Origin of the sequence: Rhodohalobacter sp. 8-1 (genome assembly GCF_038150125.1) — a bacterium.
Lineage (GTDB): Bacteria > Bacteroidota > Rhodothermia > Balneolales > Balneolaceae > SW132.
The window spans coordinates 22,774-41,320 of record NZ_JBBVMF010000021.1; the positions used below are offsets into that span (position 1 = coordinate 22,774).

Here is an 18,547-nt window from a genome sequence, read left to right on the forward strand (position 1 = left end):
AATATTCTTTGAAAAAGGTCATTGGTATAACAGTTGTTCTCGTCGGCGCAGCGTTACTTGCTTATCCCAAAGTTAAGCCGTTATTCAGTACGCCAGCAACTACAGAAAATTCGCAAAACAGAACTAGTTTGCTGCAGGTTGAAGCAGTTCAGGTAGAAGAAGAAACGATCGAGGACCAAATATTTACGAGCGGCTCTGTTCTCGCTGAAGAAGATGTGGAGCTCAGTGCAGAGGCTTCGGGAATCATTACAGATATTTTGTTTGATGAAGGGTCCATGGTTGAGGAAGGGGATCTTCTCGTAAAAATAAACGACAGTGAACTGCAGGCCGAAAAGCGCCGTGCCACGTTCCGCCTCAATCTCGCCGAACAGCGCGAAGAACGTCAGAAAGCCCTTCTTGAACGCGGCGGCATTAGTCAGGATGATTATGATGCAATTCTAAACGAAGTGAACGTGATCCGGTCGGAACTCGATCTGATCAACGCGAGAATCAATCAAACCGAAATACGGGCACCCTTCAGCGGGCAAGTTGGCTTGAAGTATGTGAGTGAGGGAAGCTACATCAGCCCGAATTCCCAGATTGCATCACTGCAATCACTGGATCCAATCAAAATTGATTTCTCAATACCTGAGCGGTATATCAGCAGAATTGCCATTGGCGACAGAATAAGCTTTACAGTACAAGGAGTCGATAGCACGTTCAGCGGCCAGGTATATGCCATTGAACCAAGAATCAGCCGCGACACCCGTTCTATCTCTATTCGGGCGCGCAGTGATAACAGCGGCCGATTGCTTTTCCCGGGGGCTTTTGCAAATATCACGCTTGTACTCGATGAAATTGATGACGCGCTCATGCTGCCTACCATTTCTGTAATTCCGGAACTGAACAGTCAAAAGATTTATGTGATCAGAAACGGTTTAGTTGAAGAGGTGAGAGTTCAGACAGGACTGCGAACCAGCGAAAAAGTACAAATTATCAGTGGTATTGCTCCAGGCGATACTGTGCTCACAACAGGTATTCTCCAGGTAAACCCGGGAACTGAGGTTGAAATTACCAAATTGATAAACGGGCCTGACTTATGAGTATTTCATCCTTAAGTATCCGGCGGCCGGTTCTTGCATCGGTCATGTCTATTGTTATTGTTCTTTTTGGTGTAATTTCGTTCTTCTACCTTGGAGTACGTGAATACCCATCGGTTGACCCGCCCATCGTTACGGTATCAACCAGCTATGTGGGAGCGAATGCTGATGTGATGGAATCTCAAATTACCGAACCGCTTGAAGAGTCGGTCAACGGAATTGCGGGGATTCGCACGTTAACGTCGGTAAGCCGGGAAGGGCAAAGTACACTTACGGTGGAATTTAACCTTGATGTGGACCTCGAAACAGCGGCCAACGACGTGCGTGATCGCGTGTCTCGTGCTCAGAGAAGCCTTCCTGCAGATGCCGAGCCACCGACCGTTACAAAGGCCGACGCCGATGCATCGCCTATTGTTTTTATGACGATAAACAGTGAACGCCGCGATCTGCTTGATCTCACATCGATTGCGGATAACACGTTTAAAGAGCGTTTACAAACCATCCCCGGCGTTAGCGGAATTCAGATTTGGGGATCTAAAGATTATGCGATGCGCATGTGGATGGATCCGATTCGGCTGGCGGCTTACGGACTCACTCCGCTGGATGTTCAAAATGCACTGAACCGCGAAAATGTAGAGCTGCCATCGGGACGAATTGAGGGAACGTCAACCGAGCTTAGCGTTCGTACCATGGGGCGGCTTTCTACGGTTGAAGAGTTTAATAATCTGATAATACGGGAACAGGACGGGCAAAAAATCAGGTTCCGTGATATTGGGCGAGCTGAATTAGGAGCCCGGAATGAACGTACCGTACTGAAACGAGATGGTATTCCAATGGTGGGTGTGGTAGCTATTCCTCAGCCGGGATCAAATCAGCTGTCAATCGCAGAGGAGTTTCACAAACGTGTTGATCAGATCAAGACAGACCTTCCGGAAGATATCAATGTGGCGGTTGGCTTCGATACGACCGAATATATTCAGCAATCTATCAATGAAGTGCAGCAGACCGTTTTTGTAGCGCTGGCGCTTGTTATTCTGGTCATCTTCTTTTTCCTGCGTGATCCGCGGTCGACTCTCATTCCCGTGATCGTTATTCCTATCGCTTTGATTGGATCGCTATTTGTGATGTATGTAGCAGGTTTTTCAATCAACGTACTCACCATGTTAGCCATCGTTCTGGCGATTGGCCTTGTAGTGGATGACGCCATTGTTGTTCTTGAGAATATTTATGCCAAGATGGAAAAAGGCCTGCCGACTATTGAGGCCGGAATCCTTGGCTCAAAAGAGATTTTCTTTGCTGTTGTGGCAACGTCTCTTGCACTGGTGTCGGTATTTCTCCCCATTATGTTTCTTGGCGGACAGACCGGCCGGCTGTTCAGGGAATTTGGAGTGGTGATTGCCGGTGCCGTAATTATTTCATCATTCGTTGCCCTGACCCTCACCCCAATGCTGGCGACGAAGATTTTAACAAAAGGCGCTGAAAAAAATTGGTTTTACCGTAAAACTGAACCGTTTTTTGTCTGGCTGAATAATGTGTACAAGTCGTCTCTTGAATCATTTATGAATGTTCGCTGGATGGCATTTGTCATTATCGGGATCACGGGTGTGTTTATCGCCTTACTCTACGCCAACATACCGGAAGAGCTGGCACCGAGAGAAGACCGCGGGAGTATAAGAATATTCGCTACCGCACCTGAAGGTGCATCCTATGAATATATGGACTCCTATGTGGATGACATGATAGAAGGGATTCAGAACAATATACCTGAGGTTGAATTTCTCGGCACGGTCACGTCACCCGGATTTGGTGCTGCAGGATCCGTTAATTCAGCGTTTGGATTTTTAACTCTGACTGATGCAGACGAGCGTGAGCGCAGCCAGCAGGAAATTGCTAACCAGTTATCCGGTTTGATGTCAACATTGACCGGAGCACAGGCATTTGTTTCTCAGCCGCAGTCCATCGGGAATCGCAGGGGCGGTTTGCCGGTTCAATACGTGCTCCAGGCTCAGTCGCTCGATCAGCTTAAGGAAGTAATTCCACAGTTTTTACGAGAAGCCAACAGCAACGAAACATTCGTGTTTGCCGAGGTAGATCTTAAGTTCAATCAGCCCGAACTCCAGGTACAGATCAACCGTGACCGGGCACGTTCACTTGGTGTATCTGTAAGGGATATCGCACAAACACTTCAGCTGAGTCTGTCAGGCACACGGTTTGCCTATTTTATTATAGACAGCAAACAGTATTGGGTAATTGGCCAGATGGAGCGCGAGTTCAGAAATGCGCCCATCGACCTGAGAACCATTTTTGTGAGAAATCAGAATGGTGAGCTTATTCAGATGGATAACCTTGTAACCATCCAGGAGAGCAGCAGTCCGCCACAGCTCTACCGGTTCAACCGGTTTAACTCAGCAACCATATCGGCCCAGCTGGCGGATGGTAAAACAGTAGGGGATGGAATCGAGGCGATGGATGCCATTGCCGCAAGTGTGCTGCCAACGAATGTGGTTACGGATCTTGCAGGCCCGTCACGGGATTTTGCAGAAAGTGCCGCCAGCCTTCTGTTTATATTTATCCTGGCACAGATTCTTATTTTCCTCGTGCTGGCTGCGCAGTTTGAAAGCTTTATCGATCCCCTCATCATTTTATTTACGGTGCCTCTGGCTCTGTTCGGGACGTTGTTATCACTTTGGTATTTCGATCAGACACTGAATATTTTCAGCCAGATTGGCGCGATTATGCTTATCGGTCTGATTGCCAAGAACGGAATTCTGATTGTGGAATTTGCAAACCAGCGGCAGGAACAGGGATTGTCGATTATGGACGCTATTATGGACGCATCCGCTGTTCGTTTCCGCCCGATTTTGATGACCACCATTTCAACTATCCTTGGAATTCTCCCAATTGCGCTGGCCCTTGGCGCAGGCTCGGAAAGCCGCTCATCTATGGGGATCGCCGTTATTGGCGGACTGCTGATTGGAAGTGTGTTTACTCTCTATGTGATACCGGCCATTTATTCTTACATGTCTACCGATAAAAGCGAAACCAAACAAATTGACAAACGTGCCAGGGAAGCGGAAGAACTTGAAACTGCAAGCGTATAATATCTTGAACAAATTACTATTTCTGACCGCTATTCTATTCATAGTACTTGCAGGATCTGTTTCAGCGCAGGACCGGCTGTCGCTCGAAGACGCCATTGGCATCGGTCTTGAAAATAATTATAACATCCAGATTTTTGAGAACCGCCTCTCTATCGCTGAAAATAACAGGAGCTTTGGCAATGCCGGGTTTCTGCCGGCGCTGAACCTGAGTGCATCCCGCACGGAAAGTGTAGAGGATAGTGAGTTTAATGCAGGGGGACAGTCTCAAACTACAAACGGAGCCCGGAGCACCACCACAAATGCGGCGGTAACCCTGGACTGGACGCTTTTTGACGGACTGGGAATGTTCAAAACGTATGATCTTCTTGGGGTGCTTGAAGAGATCAGCGATGCGGAGTATCGTCTTGAAGTTGAAAATCTTGTCAGCCGGATCACGCTTTCCTATTTTGATATTGTTCGTATTGAAAACCAGCTGCGTGTTCTTGAAAACACGGTGGATGTATCTCTTGAGCGAATTGAAATTGAAGAGACCAAGCTCGATCTGGGATCAGGATCCGAGGTTGAACTCCTTCAGGCGCGGTCAGATTTAAATGCCGACAGATCAGCATTACTACGGGAGGGGATAATCCTGACCGAAGCTAAGATTGTGCTTAATCAACTCCTGGCGCGCGATCCCGATACGGCCTACAGTGTAACCGGGGAGATTCCCATTCAGCGCGGACTTGATGAGCAATACTTGTATGAGAAAACCATTACCGAAAATACCGAGCTCGATCTTGTGCGGATGCAGCAAAATGCCGCTGATCTTGAAGTTCAGCAAATAAGGTCAGAACGGTACCCGGAAATTTTACTCAATTCAGGATACAGATACAATCGGAATGAAGCTGGCGGCGGATTTTTTCAGTTTAACGAAACTACCGGTTTTAGCGTAGGGTTAACCGCAAGGGTAAATCTGTTTGATGGATTTAACATAAACCGAAGGGTTGAGAATGCCCGCATCAACCGGAAAAACAGTGATCTTCAGCTGGATGAGAGCCGGTTGCTGATACGATCCCGATTTCGAACTCTGTTTCGAACCTATCAGAACAACATTGAGCTCGTTGACCTGGAACAAGATAATCTCAGCAATGCTGAAGAAACGCTTGATATAGCTCTTGAAAGATTCAGGCTAGGGGGTATCAGTTCCCTGGAACTTCGGGAAGCTCAGCGCTCATTTCTGGAAGCTGAAAATCGTCTGATTAATTCTCAGTTCAACGCCAAAGTTGCAGAGACAGAGCTGCTGAGATTGAGTGGTGAGCTGTAAATCTGAGTTTGGTTAAAATAAAATTAGAAAAAAACTCTCCCCTAACAAGGGGAGATCGAGAGGGGTGTTATTCGGATTTTACCTGAATCTGATAAACATCGTCCTAATTCCCCCTTTTCTCCATAAGGAATCTCTCGCGGGGAAGGGGGACTCCTTCCTTTATGATTTACTAATCGAACTCAAGTATAAGGTCGTTCAAATCAAAAGAGAACCGAGGATACTGTCATCGCGGGCCCAGAGCCGCGATCTCCCAGCTATGCAAAGAGAAATGGTATACCAATGGCGGTTGTACAGATTGGGAGATCCCGCGTCAAGCGCAGGATGACGTCTCGTTAGTGATGAATTGCAGATAAGTGAAATGCATGTATCTAATCTGCATTTTTCACCAAGAAATGCAGGTTACAAATCCACTCGAAAATGCAGTAGAGTTCCGTTCTCCCGGAACTCAAGATGATCAGAGAACTGCCTGATCAAAAAAATTCCGCGGCCACTGGTATTCAGCAGATTCTCTTCTTTGAGCGGGTCTTTTTTCTCCTCGGGTTTAAAGCCGACTCCTTCATCTTTCACATCCGCTGTTATGAAATTATCTTTGATTACGACCTTAACGTGGACAGATTTGTCGGGATCTTCGCTATTACCGTGAACAATTGCATTGGTGACAGCTTCGCTTAATATGAGTTTAAACGTTTCAGCCGGGTCTTCATCAAGGCTGCACTCCTTCGCAATATTATCAACAAAGTCAGGGATTGTTTCAGCCTGATCAAAGGTGGATGATAGCGTTACATTGTAGGTTTTATCCATTCCTTAGCCGTAAATATTAGTATAGCAACATACATAAGATGATTTGTCTCATTATACGAATTCAGGAATCGGCTTGCAGGCAAAATTTTCAGGGTACACTAACAAATAAGGAACTGACTGTTTCAGCACCCCATCGCTCTAAACTGTCATCAGGCGTAAATTCCCCTGAGTTTCAGTGTTTCAGCAACCCGGTCGATCGCGTAAACATAAGCCGCTTGTCTGAGCGTGATATTATGTTTTTCGGCCACTCCGTACAGATTGTCGAATGCACTTCTCATCATTCGGTTGAGGCGTCTGTTTACGCGTTCTTCGGTCCAGAAGTATCCCTGACGATCCTGAACCCACTCAAAGTAAGAAACCGTTACACCGCCGGCATTCGCAAGAATATCCGGGATTACCATTACTCCGTTGTCTTCCAGAATTGAGTCTGCATTGGCGGTGACAGGACCGTTTGCACCCTCCGACACAATTTTTGCATCAATTTTATGAGCGTTGTGCCTGTTAATTTGATCTTCCTTAGCGGCTGGAATCAGAACATCGCAGCTGAGCTGAAGCAGATCTTCATTGGAGATTGGGTCGGCATTAGAATAACCCTCAAGCGACCGGTTATTGTCGTTCATGAATTTAATGGCTTCAGGAATGTCTATACCATTTGCGTTATAGTAGCCACCGGAAATATCACTGATGGCAATGACTTTAGCGCCCTGTTCGTACATCAGCTGGGCCGACACGGATCCTACGTTGCCAAAGCCCTGAACTACCACAGTTGTTTTGTTTGGCATGAGTCCCATTTTGCTGAGAGCCGCAAGCGTTACCGTTACGACACCGCGGCCGGTTGCCTCTTTTCGTCCCTGCGATCCACCCAGAATAATTGGTTTTCCTGTCACTACAGCGGTTTCAGTACGAAGAGAATTCATACTGTAAGTATCCATGATCCACGCCATCACCTGTTCGTCGGTGTTCATATCGGGCGCGGGTATATCGCGATCGGGACCGAAGACCTCAAGCAAATTAGCGGTATAGCGCCGGGTGAGCCGCTCAAGCTCGCCTTTTGAAAGTTCTTTAGGGTTGCACCGGATTCCCCCTTTTGCTCCGCCAAACGGCACGTTTACAACAGCGCATTTCCAGGTCATCCATGCGGCAAGGGCTTTAACTTCATCGAGGTGAACATCAGGGGCGAACCTGACACCGCCTTTAGACGGGCCCAGTACGTTATCGTGAATGACGCGAAATCCTTCAAAGACTTTAATTTTGCCATCGTCCATCACAATTGGAACAGACACGATAACCTGCTTTACGGGACTTGCCAGGTACTGGAACATGCCTTCATCAAGCTGAAGAATATCTGCGGCAAAACGAAACCGCTCCATCATAGAGTCAAACGGAGATTCCTGATCGAGTTTTGGGCCGGGTTCTTTATAAAAAGAGGTGAGAATAGAAGGTTGATGTGCCATAGATAGTATGCTGTTATGGTAGCGCTTTTTTAGACCGTCAAGATCTATTTTGATTAAATTTATACCAAAAATACGTCACTTTTAAACAAAGGTGAAGCTGAAATTTAATAAAGTTTTTTTGAGCTTACATCGATCATAAACACAGCCGTAAATCGGGTGCAGCTAAGTGCTGGTATAATTATCGGTTGGGGTAATAGTTTCTTAACATTGGCATTCTATTTTAACAAGCTAATCAAAAAAATGGATTTGCTTTAGACGTGGCCAATAGGAAAAAAAAGAATAGAAAAAAGAGCGGGCTATCGTACATCGAGAGTTTGCTTCCGACGAGCTTCATTGAACTGATTCGTGAAGAGCGTCGTTTTCTGATTCTTATTGGACTATTCTTTTTCTTGGCGGGTGCATTTTACGATAGGCCACAGGTTGCAATGTGGCTCGGTTTTTTCTTCGCGGCCTACTCTGCCATTGCCAACGACAGTATTCAAACCATCGGTACGTTCCTGGCGTCTAATGCCGATAAAAAATGGTGGTTATTGTGGCTGTGGATCGGCGGCATTTTTGTGATCACCGTATCCTACAGCTGGTACGTGTACGACGGTGATGTAACCTACCAGCGGCTCACTTCAAAAGGGTTTTCGGAAGCTCCCACCTCATTTAAATTTCTACAGGTGGCGGCTCCGTTGTTTCTGCTTATTATTACCCGGCTTCGAATGCCGGTATCTACCACATTCCTGCTTTTAAGTGCATTTGCAACGAGTCCGGAAGGAATAATTAATGTACTCATCAAAAGTCTGTCGGGATACTTTATCGCGTTTGCAGTTGCCATTGTGATTTGGCTGGGATTGAGTAAATATCTAAACAGATTGTTCAAGGGAGAGGCGGGCTCATTCTGGATGCCGGTACAATGGATTGTCAGTGGTTTGCTATGGGCTGTTTGGCTGATGCAGGATGCAGCAAATATTGCGGTGTATCTGCCGAGGAGTCTTGAACTATCCGGCTTTCTGGTTTTTACGGGATTTATTTTCTTTGGCCTTGGTATACTGTTTTACCTCAGGGGGGATAAAATACAGAAAATTGTAACTGAGAAATCCTACGTTACCGATGTTCGATCTGCTACAATCATTGATGGCGTTTACGCCTGCGTTCTATATTATTTTAAATCGGTTAGTGTAGTGCCAATGAGTACAACCTGGGTATTCATAGGTCTGCTGGCCGGACGGGAAATTGCTATGAGCCTGACTGATTCCAAAGGTAAAGGACGGCCACTTTCTTACAGCTTCAAACTGATTGCAAAAGATGTAAGCTATGCAATGATTGGCCTGATTATTTCTATCATAATTGCTGTTGCCATAAACCCGGTCATTTGGGATGAACTGGTGAATTACTTTTTTAGTTGATATTTAGAAATAAAAAACCCATAATAAGGGCTGTTTAAGCCGTTATAAAGGTTCATAAAATAATACGACATCAATATCTTCTAATGGACAGCCCTGTACTCGTTCTCAATCAAGATTATCAGCCCTTGAGTGTCTGCTCAGTTCAGCGCTCTGTGAAACTGCTATTCCTTGATAAGGCTGAATTGCTCCATGATGATCCGAAGCGACGAATACGTACCGTTGATGATTACTTTTCATATCCATCGGTCATTCGCCTGACGCGATACATCAGACTTCCTTACAAACGCATCGTGCTCTCGCGACGTAACATTATGAAGCGGGACAATCACACCTGTCAATATTGCGGACGCCGGTCCGACCTTACACTCGATCACGTTATGCCGCGAAGCAGGAATGGTGCTGACAGCTGGGAAAATCTGGTAACGGCCTGCAATATTTGCAACGTCAAAAAGGGAAATCGTACGCCGGATGAAGCCTCGATGCACCTCAAAACAGACCCCTACCGCCCAATACATATCACATTTTTCCAGAATCTGATCAGCTCTGTTCAGGACGACTGGAAGCCGTATTTGTATATGTAGCAGGGACTGGTCTTGAGTCGTGAAAATCGAGATGTGAGAGGGGAGACTTTAGAGGTGAAAGGTAAAAGACCTTCAAGCGTCCGCAGGTCCTTGAAGCGTCGCGGAAAGGTGTTATTTGATACGGGCACATTAATCAGACTGATGATGTGAAAAGTGAAACGTCAAACGTGAAAAGAAAAGATATAACTGTGTTTATAGTTCAAACAGTAGACCAGAGACTTACAAAATTCAGTCAGCGTTTCAAGATGATGATGTATTATTGCTGCCTGAATGTGTTTGGCGTTTTTTAGTAGAAAGAGTATTTGGCTATTTTTATCATCAAGCATAGACGAGCCACTTTCCCGTTTTCGTCTTCTGTCTTCTACCTGATTCTGTGCTTTTAAAAGAGACGCTTCAAGGACCTGCGGACGCTTGAAGGTCTCTCATATCTCAAATCTCATATCTCACTCCTTAAAAATCGACTCATCCAGCATATCGTTTTCAAGAAATACGGCACGGTTGCAGAAGAATATTGCCAGAAAAACGGATAGAATCGTCCCGGAAAAGATAGCCAGCATAATCATAATCTGGTACTGAATGGCGGTCATTGGTGAGCTTCCGCTGAGTATTTGCCCGGTCATCATGCCGGGGAGTGAAACCAGTCCGATAGTGGCCATGGAGGCAAGGGTGGGATTTGCTGATTTTTGTAACGCCCGCTGAAAAAACGGATAAAGAGCTTCCTGACGTGTTGCTCCGGAAGCCAGATAAAACCGGTAGCGCTCATTATTTTCTTTGAGGTTGTAATAAAAATCGTTGATGCCGATGACGTTACTTCGAAGACAGTTCCCCAGCACCATGCCCGTGATTGGAATGGCATACTGAGCTTCCAGGAATTTTGGAAGCTGTATGACCAGTTCAAGAAAAAACAAGTTGATCAGAATGATCCCGATAAAAGTTGCCCAGAAAATGGGTAGCACAAGCGAGCGGGTTGTTTTTAAGTCGCTTCTGTCGATGGTTGCAAAATCTGCCACTATTACCATCACCATAATCCACGCCAGATTCAGCCAGGTATTATCGTACTCAAAGAGATACTCCAGGTAGTATCCAACGAACAGAAGCTGAAGCGTCATGCGGATGGTTGCTACTACCATCTTCTGGTTCAGGCCGGTGTTGTACCACCACAGAATGGCACCGGGAATGATAAGAATGATGAAGCCTATAGCAAGTTGCAGCCAGCTGAGCTGTATGATTTCCATGATAGTACAAGGTTATTTATAAGGAACAACTGGTTTGTAATTGATGAAAGGGCATAAAGTCATCGGGTGAGTTTTTCGAATAATCAAGTCACGCTGGATCAATATAATATGTATGGATAACTCATCCGATGACTCGATTTCGACATCATATCTTTGATATAGCACAAGAGTGATATTGTGCAGGAAATTCTTCAAGTCTGCTATTAACCAATTCACAAATATACCAATAGCTACAGCAGCAGAAGGTGTAATCAACGAAATGCTTGCTATCGTCATTGGCTGCTGGAATCAAGATCAATAATCCTGTCGCATTTCTCAATCCAGAAGGGATCATGGGACGTAGAAAGCACGGTTCGGTTTGGGTCTGAGAAGATATGATCAGCAGCTTTCTCTTTTGACGCTTCATCAAGTGCAGATGTGGGTTCATCCAGTAACAGAATGGGTTTATCAAGCAAAATACAGAGAGCGATACCCACGCGCTGCCGCTGACCGGTTGAAAGGTCAGCGAACTCCTTTTCAAGAATTCCGGCATCAAGACCCAGGTCGGACAGAATCTTAGTTATGCGATCATCATCCGGCATTTGATTGCCGCTTTCTTTGAACCTAAATGGAAACCGGACTACCTCTTCTACGCTGCCTGCACCGATATTTAGGTCCTGCGGCAGCCATGCACATTGCTTTCGAAATTCTTTCAGATGCGTCCCTTCAAGCGATGATCCTTTATATTCTAACGCTCCGCTGTCGGGTGTTTCAAATCCAAGCAGAAGCCGCATCAGCGTTGATTTACCACCACCGGACTCGCCTTTCAGAACAACCCGTTCACCCTGTTCAATCTCAAAGCTGAAGTCATCAAAGATGCTTTCATCACCATATGAAAAATTGATACTTTTGGCCTGAAGAAGCATTTAAACAGGCATGGACTTATGCGCAATCGCAAGGCCTTTTTCGAACGCGTTAATCGCCGCTTCAATGGTATCGGCAGACGCGCCTTTGGCCCGCCATTTCTGTCCGTCTTTTTCAAAGGTAAGCGTCACAACGACCAGGGAGTCCGTATCAGGGCTCAGTATTTCTACCTCGTGATCGACTACCTCAATCGGCAAAATTTTATCACTTTCGGCTTTTATTGCGTTGATGACGGCATCAATCGGCCCCACACCTTTTTCGCGAGAGGTGATTTCTTCGCCGTTGATTTTCAGCATCACACCAGCCTCAATAAGCTCTTCCTTGCGCATCGTGATTTTATAATCGAGCACTTCAACCGGCGATTCCAGATCGGTCTCCTCATTCAGCACCATCGTCTGCAGATACTGCATCTCATTTTTGTGAAGCGTTTTGCCTCGTTTATTGATCCGTTCCACATGCTTGCGGTAGAGTTCCTGCTGATTTTCTCCCAGCTTAAGATTGGCCAGAAGGTTATCGCGCGATTTACCAAACGACTTTTGCTGAATCTCCACAAACCCTGAATTGATATAGCTGTGAATGTGGTCAAGATCGGGTTTGAGGACGGGAGGGGTGAGTGAGTGTTTTGCCACCACTTTCGTGTCCTTCAACCCGGAACCGGTAAGTACAAACAGGCACCGTTTTCCGGCAAATTTCTCAAGGTTATTTTTGAATGATGCAAGCGGCAGTGCACAAGCGGGTTCCGTAAAATGGCCTTCAACGGTTGCCATTTCCCGCAGAGACTCAAGAATTTCATCTTCGGTCACGGTCAGTGCATCGCCGCCGGTATCATCAATACCCCGTAAGACTTTGTAGAAATCGATCGGGTTTGATGTGGCCACAGATGAGGCCATGGTATTGGATTGTGCGTCCACAATCTTCTCCCTTTTAAAAATTCCCTGAACAACCGGCGAACTGGTTTCGGGCTGAACCGCTATCAGTTTTGGAATTTTATCGATGGTTCCGGCATCCTTCATTTCGCGGAATCCTTTATAAATAGCCCCGAAATTTGTGCCGCATCCAACCGGGATAAATACGTAGTCGAAAGGTTCATCATCCTGATCAATCAGCTCATAGGAAAACGATTTCTGACCTTCTTCCCTGAACACATAATCACCGGCCAGGTAGTAGTTGCCCGATTTGGCAAATTCACGGCAGAGAGCTTCACACCGGGTAAAATCTCCCTGGATTCGAATGATGATGGCATCATAAATAGTAGCCTGGGCTAATTTGGCCTCAGACGTTTGCTCCGGCACAAACACGTAGCACGGAATTTTAAAATAACATGCATAGGCAGCTACTGACGCAGCCATGTTTCCGGTAGATGCGAGACAAATAGCATCAGCTTCAAGCTCGATAGCTTTCTGGACTTCAATATAGCTGCCCCGGTCTTTAAAACAGCCGGTGGGATGCTCAAACTCAAGTTTGGCATACAGATCGGCACCATAGGTTTCTGACAGGCGATTGAGATGCCGCAGAGCAGACGGGTGATTTTTGAGTGGATCAGGCACAATGGAGCTCAGTGGGTACTGAATCTCACTCCGGGCCTCTTCATACTCAATCTGAAGGACTCCGCCGCATGTGGTGCAGTAGGTTGATGTTTCTTTCTCTCTGTTTATCGCCCCGCACATAATGCAGGTCATTTTGTATCCGGTGTGTATATCAGACATTCTTGTAATATGATGTTATTGCGTTTATTCCTTAACAAAGGCTTTTAAAAATACGAATCAATTCAATCAAGCCGAAACTGAAATGGAAGCGCTTTTTGTTAGTTAATTCGTTATTGGGTAAATAGTTATTGGTAGCGTTCTAAGCACCGATCCATTTGTTTGCCTCTTAATTCCTGACCGGATAATAGATCCCTTTGAATGATTAAATACCAAAGCAGACAAACAGACGAATTCATCAATTTTCTAATAACCCAACTACGAAAGAGGCAGAAGGAAGATATCCTCAAAATCGAGATCAAGCTCTTCGAGAATCGGCCCGGCTATTTCAACAATTTCCTCTTCGGAATAGTCGTCAAGCCCTTCAAGTTCCACGTAAAGAATTTCATTTATTTCATCGACGTAATAAGACGCGTTGGTCGATTCAAAACTCTCCTTTAAAATCTTTACCAGGTATTCGATATCTTCGTGCCAGGCCTGGTACTCCTGTTCTGTTTCATCGGGCATAACAGCATTTGTTGAACTAATATTATCTGACCAAAAATATTGAATCCTTCACCATGAACCAATCATTGATTTCGCTACAAAAGATTGCAAAAAAAGAATCACGGACAATACTCGGGCTCATGAGCGGTACGTCGGCCGATGGGCTGGACATCGGCCTGGTTCGCTGTGGGGGAAGCGGTCTGCAAACCACGGCTGACCTTCTGGAATTCAGTACGGTTTCCTACCCGGAAACTTTGTCAGATAAGCTTTCGGACGTTTTGTTTGATGACAATGCCACGCAAGGTAATGTACTTCGATTGCAGGCAGAGCTGGAAGAGGTTTGGGTGAAGATCATCAAGCGACAGTTGTCGAAGTGGAGATTATCACCTTCAGAGATTGATTTGGTTGCCAGCCATGGTCAGACGGTGCTGCACCTGCCATCGGGCGATGGTGATAAAGCGGCAACCTGGCAGCTGGTTGATGGCGATATTCTCGCCGCGTATCTGGGAATTATTACGGTGTCTGATTTTCGTAAAAAGCACATTGTCGCCGGTTTTGATGGAGCTCCCCTGGCGCCCCTGGGCGAACGGCTCCTCGTTAGCGATGAGCACACGCCCTGTATTTTGCTGAACCTGGGTGGCATTGCCAATATCACTTATCTCGAGAATTCGGGCGGAGAAGCCACTCTGCCGTTTTCCACGGATACCGGTCCCGCCAATACGCTGATTGACGCGGCGGTGAAGGATTACTATCCGGGAAAAACATACGATGAATCCGGGAAAATAGCCGCATTGGGAACTGTTGATACTGATCTGCTGGAGAAGCTAAAAGCTCACCACTTTTTTCAAAAACAATCCCCGAAAAGTACCGGGCCGGAGGAATTTAGTTTTGATTGGGTGATATCCTTGTTTGATGCAAAAAACAAGAAAATAGAACCAGAAGATGTAGTTGCTACGCTAACCCGTTTTAGTGCATGGAGTGTGGCCCGGGAAATCCGGCAGCAGATCAGTGATTATGATATCAATATTTACGCCAGCGGAGGCGGAGTTCACAATAAAACTTTTATGGAGATGATAGCAGAGGAGTTGCCAGATTGCAGCCTGAAATCTACCGATACACTTGGTATAAATTCAGATGCCAAAGAAGCAATCCTATTCGCGGTATTTGCCAATGAGCTTATAGCAGGTGACGGCTGGCTAAAGCCCGATGGGTCACGATTTACTCTGGGAAAGGTTTCGTTTCCGGTATGATGGAAAAAACTCCCATCCGCCGGAGTGGACAGAAGCAGTCGCCTCCGGGATCTATCGATTTTTGATTTTTGATTTTTGATTTTCGATTTCCGAAATTCGATCTGAGGCCTCTCCCTTCCATGCGACGTGTCTTTCGTCATAGGGAGGGGAGACTGTGAGGGGTGGGTCCGGAACCCACCTCTGTCTCGTCGCTGACCTGCCTGCGGCAGACGCTTTGGAGGCGGTCTCCTCCCGATAGGAGAGGTCTTCATTAATAATTGCGATATCGTTAAATCGCTACGTCTCACAAATCGTTGAATTAATCTCCCGAAAACCTCTCAATGTTTGGAAGCCATCGTGATGTAGCGATTTATAAGATTTCCGATTTCCGATTTCCGATTTACGATTTTCGAAATTCGATCTGAAGCCTCTCTCTTCCATGCGACGTGTTTTTCGTCGTAGGGAGGGGAGAACGAGAGGGGTGGGTTGCGGTGGGTCAATCAACAAAATCAAGCAGCTTCTCATACGCCTCAATCAATTTCTGCCTGACCGGCTTACCTTTTTCCCAAATATCTGTTTGATGCTGGAGGTACTCTTTCCGACCAGCTTCCGTCTCAATTTTGATCGGCTCAAGGCCGTGATCAAGCAGATCGTAGGGGCTGGCTTTCATGTCGATGGTTCTTGCCTCGAGGGCCAGGGAAAAGGCTTCACGGATCAGGTCACTGGAAATCCAGGGGTAAAGTTTATATGCCCATTTGTAGATATCCATGTTGGAATGGATGCAGCCGGGCTGTTCAGTATCCTGGAAAGTGTCGCGGGTCAGTTGATGTTTATTCAGCGGTTTGGCGGCGTCTGTAAAAAACCGGTAGGCGTCAAAATGGGTACAAAGCACCGGCCGTGATTCCACGATCTCAGCAATCTTGTCATCAGAAAAACGTAGCGGTACCTGGCTGTGGCGCACTCCCTCAGCTCTGTACACCATCGCCCACTCGTGCATACCAAAACACCCGAAGAACGGTTTCCTGCTATTGGTTTTAACCAGCAATTCGTGAATCCAGCGAGTGGCACGAAGCCTTTTTTCGGGGAAGAATTTTGGATCTAAATATGCAGTGTCATCATTAACGCTCAGTTCGCTTACCTCGGGTAGTTGATCCTGTTGTCCGCCGTGCAGGAGATCAACACCAATTCCGGGGCTCCATCGCATCAAATGAGAGGGGCGGAACTTGTAGTATTCAAACAAAAAATCCAGGACAGGATCCTTTTTCTGTTCCGACCGTTTTTTCAGGTAAGGATTGAGGATTCTCCCGAGGGAGGTGCGATGATGGTTCATTTTTTCGGACCATTCATCAAAGCTTAAAATTTGTGCTGTTCGTCTGTCTGATAATACATCTTGTTGCATCTGCATAAAATATCAATCTTTTCACTACGAAGTAAATCCCAAAATCAGTACAATAAAATCTGGTGTCATTATTAACACGTGTTACTGTAGCGTCATGCTCAAAGAAATCTATCACTTCATCATTCACCTCCGGCTTCACTACCAGGTGCTGATTTTGTCAGGCGGTTATCTGCTGGGTGGTTTTTTATCCGGGGAGATGGATACGCTCAGTTATGGACTACAGTTCATCAATGTTCACGTGCTTCTGTTCGGTGGGGCAACAGCTTATAATTCCTGGTGGGACAAAGACGAAGGACCGATCGGCGGGCTTCGGAATCCACCCAAAATGACCCGCTGGATGCACCCGCTTTCACTTTTATTTATGGCAGCGGGTCTTTTTTTTGCAACAACAATGGGTACCATTTATGCACTCATATTTCTTTGCAGCCTCATTCTCTTCTGGCTCTATTCAACCCCCCTCGCCCGATGGAAAGGCGATCCGCATCTCAGCGTTGTGGCCATTGCAATCAGCACGGGATTCAACTCTGTTTTGATGGGAACACTTGCCGCGGGAGGAGCGATTTCATTATCGATAGTGTTGGGTGCAACAGGCGCTTCACTTATCCTGATTTCGATGTATCCGGTTTCACAAATATTCCAAATAAAAGAGGACAGAATGAGGAATGATGAGACCTTTGCAATCAGATATGGAGTGAGCGGAGTAAAGACATTTTTCCGATTTACATTTGTAGGTGGCTCTCTATTGTTATGTCTTGCAATTGCAATATCTGACCTTTTGACCGCACTCTTGTTATTTGCGGGTATAGCCATTTCAGGCATGCTTATTGCAACAATTATCAATAGGTTAGAAGGAGATTCTGAAGATTACAGAAACGTTATGAAAACGAAATTTTTGGCGTCTCTTTCATTCGTAAGTTTCTTTTTGATTGGCAATATAATCAAGTATGGATGGATGTAAGTGATGACTTTGCAGAACCGTGCTTTTGCCATATTCCATCGTTATCGTGACATTGAAATCCTCACGTATAGTGAATACGCTCCGGTTTCAACGTCACTATGACCTTGAACTTTGACAAAATCACTGGTTCTGGAAAGCCTTCATAGGGAGCTTTGAAAATGGTTTATTATAATAATTAAAATATCTACAGACAGATGACAGAAGTAAAAGACAGGACAATCGACCGGCAGCTGGTTGATCAGGCGATGAGCTATAGTGAATACAGGGAGATGATCGACAGTCTTCTTGAAGAGGGTAAAACCACGGGTGAGAATCATTCCGAGGCGATGCTTCACTACACCAAAATGAATGTTCATAGAATGAAGCGCCATGATAAGCGCACCGAGCTCAAAGATGACATGATTGATAAACTGCAGCAGGTTGATCGCGATTTGATCTGGCTGGTGCTCACTGAAGCATGGTGTGGCGATGCCGCCCAATCTGTACCGATCATCAACAAAATGGCGGAACAGACTGAGAATATAGAACTGAAGCTGATCCTTCGTGATCAAAACCTGGATGTGATGGACCAGTTTTTATACAATGGGAAAAGCCGGTCTATACCAAAGCTCATTTGTATCGACGCCGATACACTTGAAGTACTTGGCGACTGGGGCCCCCGGCCGAAAGTAGCCCAGGAACTGTATGATGATCTTCGGAATAATACTGATAAACCCTATCAGGAAGTAGCCGAACACCTGCATAAATGGTATGCCGATGACAAAGGTAAAGAGATTCAAAAGGAATTTATGCATGCTATAGACGAGTGGGTGAATCAATAGAGAACCTGCAAGAGTCGACAATAAGTGAGACCTGGCAGAGTTCGGTAATTATCAACCTGAGCACATACTCAGTCTAACAGCGTTGAATTGATTGTTGATC

The 18,547-nt window shown here is 45.9% G+C and carries 15 protein-coding genes; 8 read left to right on the plus strand and 7 right to left on the minus strand.

From position 1 onward, the window contains the following. Positions 1 to 8: 8 nt before the first annotated feature. From AABW11_RS16625 to AABW11_RS16635, 3 genes are read left to right on the plus strand one after another with little or no spacing between them, the layout of a single operon-like run. Positions 9 to 1,082: an efflux RND transporter periplasmic adaptor subunit gene (locus AABW11_RS16625; RefSeq protein WP_340106263.1), complete on the plus strand. Its 1,074-nt coding sequence runs from the start codon at positions 9 to 11 to the stop codon at positions 1,080 to 1,082. After that, on the plus strand, positions 1,079 to 4,180 hold the full coding sequence (locus tag AABW11_RS16630) for an efflux RND transporter permease subunit (RefSeq protein WP_340106264.1): 3,102 nt from the start codon (positions 1,079 to 1,081) through the stop codon (positions 4,178 to 4,180). Before AABW11_RS16625 ends, AABW11_RS16630 begins: the two co-directional genes overlap by 4 nt. Before the next feature lie 4 nt (positions 4,181 to 4,184). Continuing rightward, positions 4,185 to 5,483 carry a TolC family protein gene (locus tag AABW11_RS16635; RefSeq protein WP_340106265.1) on the plus strand — a complete coding sequence of 433 codons (1,299 nt, stop codon included), beginning with the start codon at positions 4,185 to 4,187 and terminating at the stop codon, positions 5,481 to 5,483. A gap of 399 nt (positions 5,484 to 5,882) precedes the next feature. Here AABW11_RS16635 and AABW11_RS16640 read toward each other — a convergent pair whose 3' ends face one another. Together AABW11_RS16640 and AABW11_RS16645 are read right to left on the minus strand one after the other, a co-directional pair. Next, complete coding sequence (locus AABW11_RS16640; RefSeq protein WP_340106266.1) at positions 5,883 to 6,284, minus strand: ATP-binding protein; 402 nt, start codon at positions 6,282 to 6,284, stop codon at positions 5,883 to 5,885. 149 nt (positions 6,285 to 6,433) lie between these two features. Beyond that, positions 6,434 to 7,738, minus strand: coding sequence for a Glu/Leu/Phe/Val family dehydrogenase (locus AABW11_RS16645; RefSeq protein WP_340106267.1), 1,305 nt, complete (start codon positions 7,736 to 7,738; stop codon positions 6,434 to 6,436). Between the two features lie 257 nt (positions 7,739 to 7,995). Here AABW11_RS16645 and AABW11_RS16650 point away from each other — a divergent pair, with 257 nt between their 5' ends. Next, positions 7,996 to 9,132, plus strand: a complete 1,137-nt coding sequence (locus tag AABW11_RS16650; RefSeq protein WP_340106268.1) for a hypothetical protein — start codon at positions 7,996 to 7,998, stop codon at positions 9,130 to 9,132. Between the two features lie 152 nt (positions 9,133 to 9,284). Then, a complete protein-coding gene (locus tag AABW11_RS16655) occupies positions 9,285 to 9,713 on the plus strand; it encodes an HNH endonuclease (protein ID WP_340106269.1) in 429 nt (142 codons plus the stop codon). 443 nt (positions 9,714 to 10,156) lie between these two features. On the opposite strand, the gene AABW11_RS16660 is transcribed toward AABW11_RS16655, so the two are convergent. The 4 genes from AABW11_RS16660 to AABW11_RS16675 all read right to left on the minus strand — a co-directional run bounded on the left by AABW11_RS16660 (position 10,157) and on the right by AABW11_RS16675 (position 14,061). Continuing rightward, positions 10,157 to 10,948, minus strand: a complete 792-nt coding sequence (locus AABW11_RS16660; RefSeq protein WP_340106270.1) for an ABC transporter permease — start codon at positions 10,946 to 10,948, stop codon at positions 10,157 to 10,159. A 272-nt stretch (positions 10,949 to 11,220) separates the two neighbouring features. Further along, on the minus strand, positions 11,221 to 11,853 hold the full coding sequence (locus AABW11_RS16665; protein ID WP_340106271.1) for an ABC transporter ATP-binding protein: 633 nt from the start codon (positions 11,851 to 11,853) through the stop codon (positions 11,221 to 11,223). Continuing rightward, positions 11,854 to 13,557 (minus strand): pyridoxal-phosphate dependent enzyme, encoded by a 1,704-nt coding sequence (locus AABW11_RS16670; protein ID WP_340106272.1) that lies wholly within the window; start codon positions 13,555 to 13,557, stop codon positions 11,854 to 11,856. 255 nt (positions 13,558 to 13,812) lie between these two features. Next, positions 13,813 to 14,061, minus strand: a complete 249-nt coding sequence (locus tag AABW11_RS16675; protein WP_340106273.1) for a hypothetical protein — start codon at positions 14,059 to 14,061, stop codon at positions 13,813 to 13,815. Between the two features lie 53 nt (positions 14,062 to 14,114). Between AABW11_RS16675 and AABW11_RS16680 the strand changes: the two genes are divergently transcribed. Beyond that, positions 14,115 to 15,290: an anhydro-N-acetylmuramic acid kinase gene (locus AABW11_RS16680; protein ID WP_340106274.1), complete on the plus strand. Its 1,176-nt coding sequence runs from the start codon at positions 14,115 to 14,117 to the stop codon at positions 15,288 to 15,290. 475 nt (positions 15,291 to 15,765) lie between these two features. Here AABW11_RS16680 and AABW11_RS16685 read toward each other — a convergent pair whose 3' ends face one another. After that, positions 15,766 to 16,674 carry a 3-methyladenine DNA glycosylase gene (locus AABW11_RS16685; protein ID WP_340106275.1) on the minus strand — a complete coding sequence of 303 codons (909 nt, stop codon included), beginning with the start codon at positions 16,672 to 16,674 and terminating at the stop codon, positions 15,766 to 15,768. 88 nt (positions 16,675 to 16,762) lie between these two features. Here AABW11_RS16685 and AABW11_RS16690 point away from each other — a divergent pair, with 88 nt between their 5' ends. Both AABW11_RS16690 and AABW11_RS16695 read left to right on the plus strand, forming a co-directional pair. Further along, on the plus strand, positions 16,763 to 17,626 hold the full coding sequence (locus tag AABW11_RS16690) for a UbiA family prenyltransferase (protein WP_340106276.1): 864 nt from the start codon (positions 16,763 to 16,765) through the stop codon (positions 17,624 to 17,626). 194 nt (positions 17,627 to 17,820) lie between these two features. Beyond that, entirely contained in the window at positions 17,821 to 18,447 is a 627-nt protein-coding gene (locus AABW11_RS16695; protein WP_340106277.1) for a thioredoxin family protein, read from the plus strand. The last annotated feature ends 100 nt before the right edge of the window (positions 18,448 to 18,547 follow it).

Bases quoted from the DNA above. Each gene is read 5' to 3' on its own strand.
- AABW11_RS16630 (WP_340106264.1), top strand. From the start codon at position 1,079: ATGAGTATTTCATCCTTAAGTATCCGGCGGCCGGTTCTTGCATCGGTC.
- AABW11_RS16640 (WP_340106266.1), bottom strand. From the start codon at position 6,284: ATGGATAAAACCTACAATGTAACGCTATCATCCACCTTTGATCAGGCT.
- AABW11_RS16645 (WP_340106267.1), bottom strand. From the start codon at position 7,738: ATGGCACATCAACCTTCTATTCTCACCTCTTTTTATAAAGAACCCGGC.
- AABW11_RS16660 (WP_340106270.1), bottom strand. From the start codon at position 10,948: ATGGAAATCATACAGCTCAGCTGGCTGCAACTTGCTATAGGCTTCATC.
- AABW11_RS16665 (WP_340106271.1), bottom strand. From the start codon at position 11,853: ATGCTTCTTCAGGCCAAAAGTATCAATTTTTCATATGGTGATGAAAGC.
- AABW11_RS16670 (WP_340106272.1), bottom strand. From the start codon at position 13,557: ATGTCTGATATACACACCGGATACAAAATGACCTGCATTATGTGCGGG.
- AABW11_RS16675 (WP_340106273.1), bottom strand. From the start codon at position 14,061: ATGCCCGATGAAACAGAACAGGAGTACCAGGCCTGGCACGAAGATATC.
- AABW11_RS16680 (WP_340106274.1), top strand. From the start codon at position 14,115: ATGAACCAATCATTGATTTCGCTACAAAAGATTGCAAAAAAAGAATCA.
- AABW11_RS16685 (WP_340106275.1), bottom strand. From the start codon at position 16,674: ATGCAGATGCAACAAGATGTATTATCAGACAGACGAACAGCACAAATT.
- AABW11_RS16690 (WP_340106276.1), top strand. From the start codon at position 16,763: ATGCTCAAAGAAATCTATCACTTCATCATTCACCTCCGGCTTCACTAC.
- AABW11_RS16695 (WP_340106277.1), top strand. From the start codon at position 17,821: ATGACAGAAGTAAAAGACAGGACAATCGACCGGCAGCTGGTTGATCAG.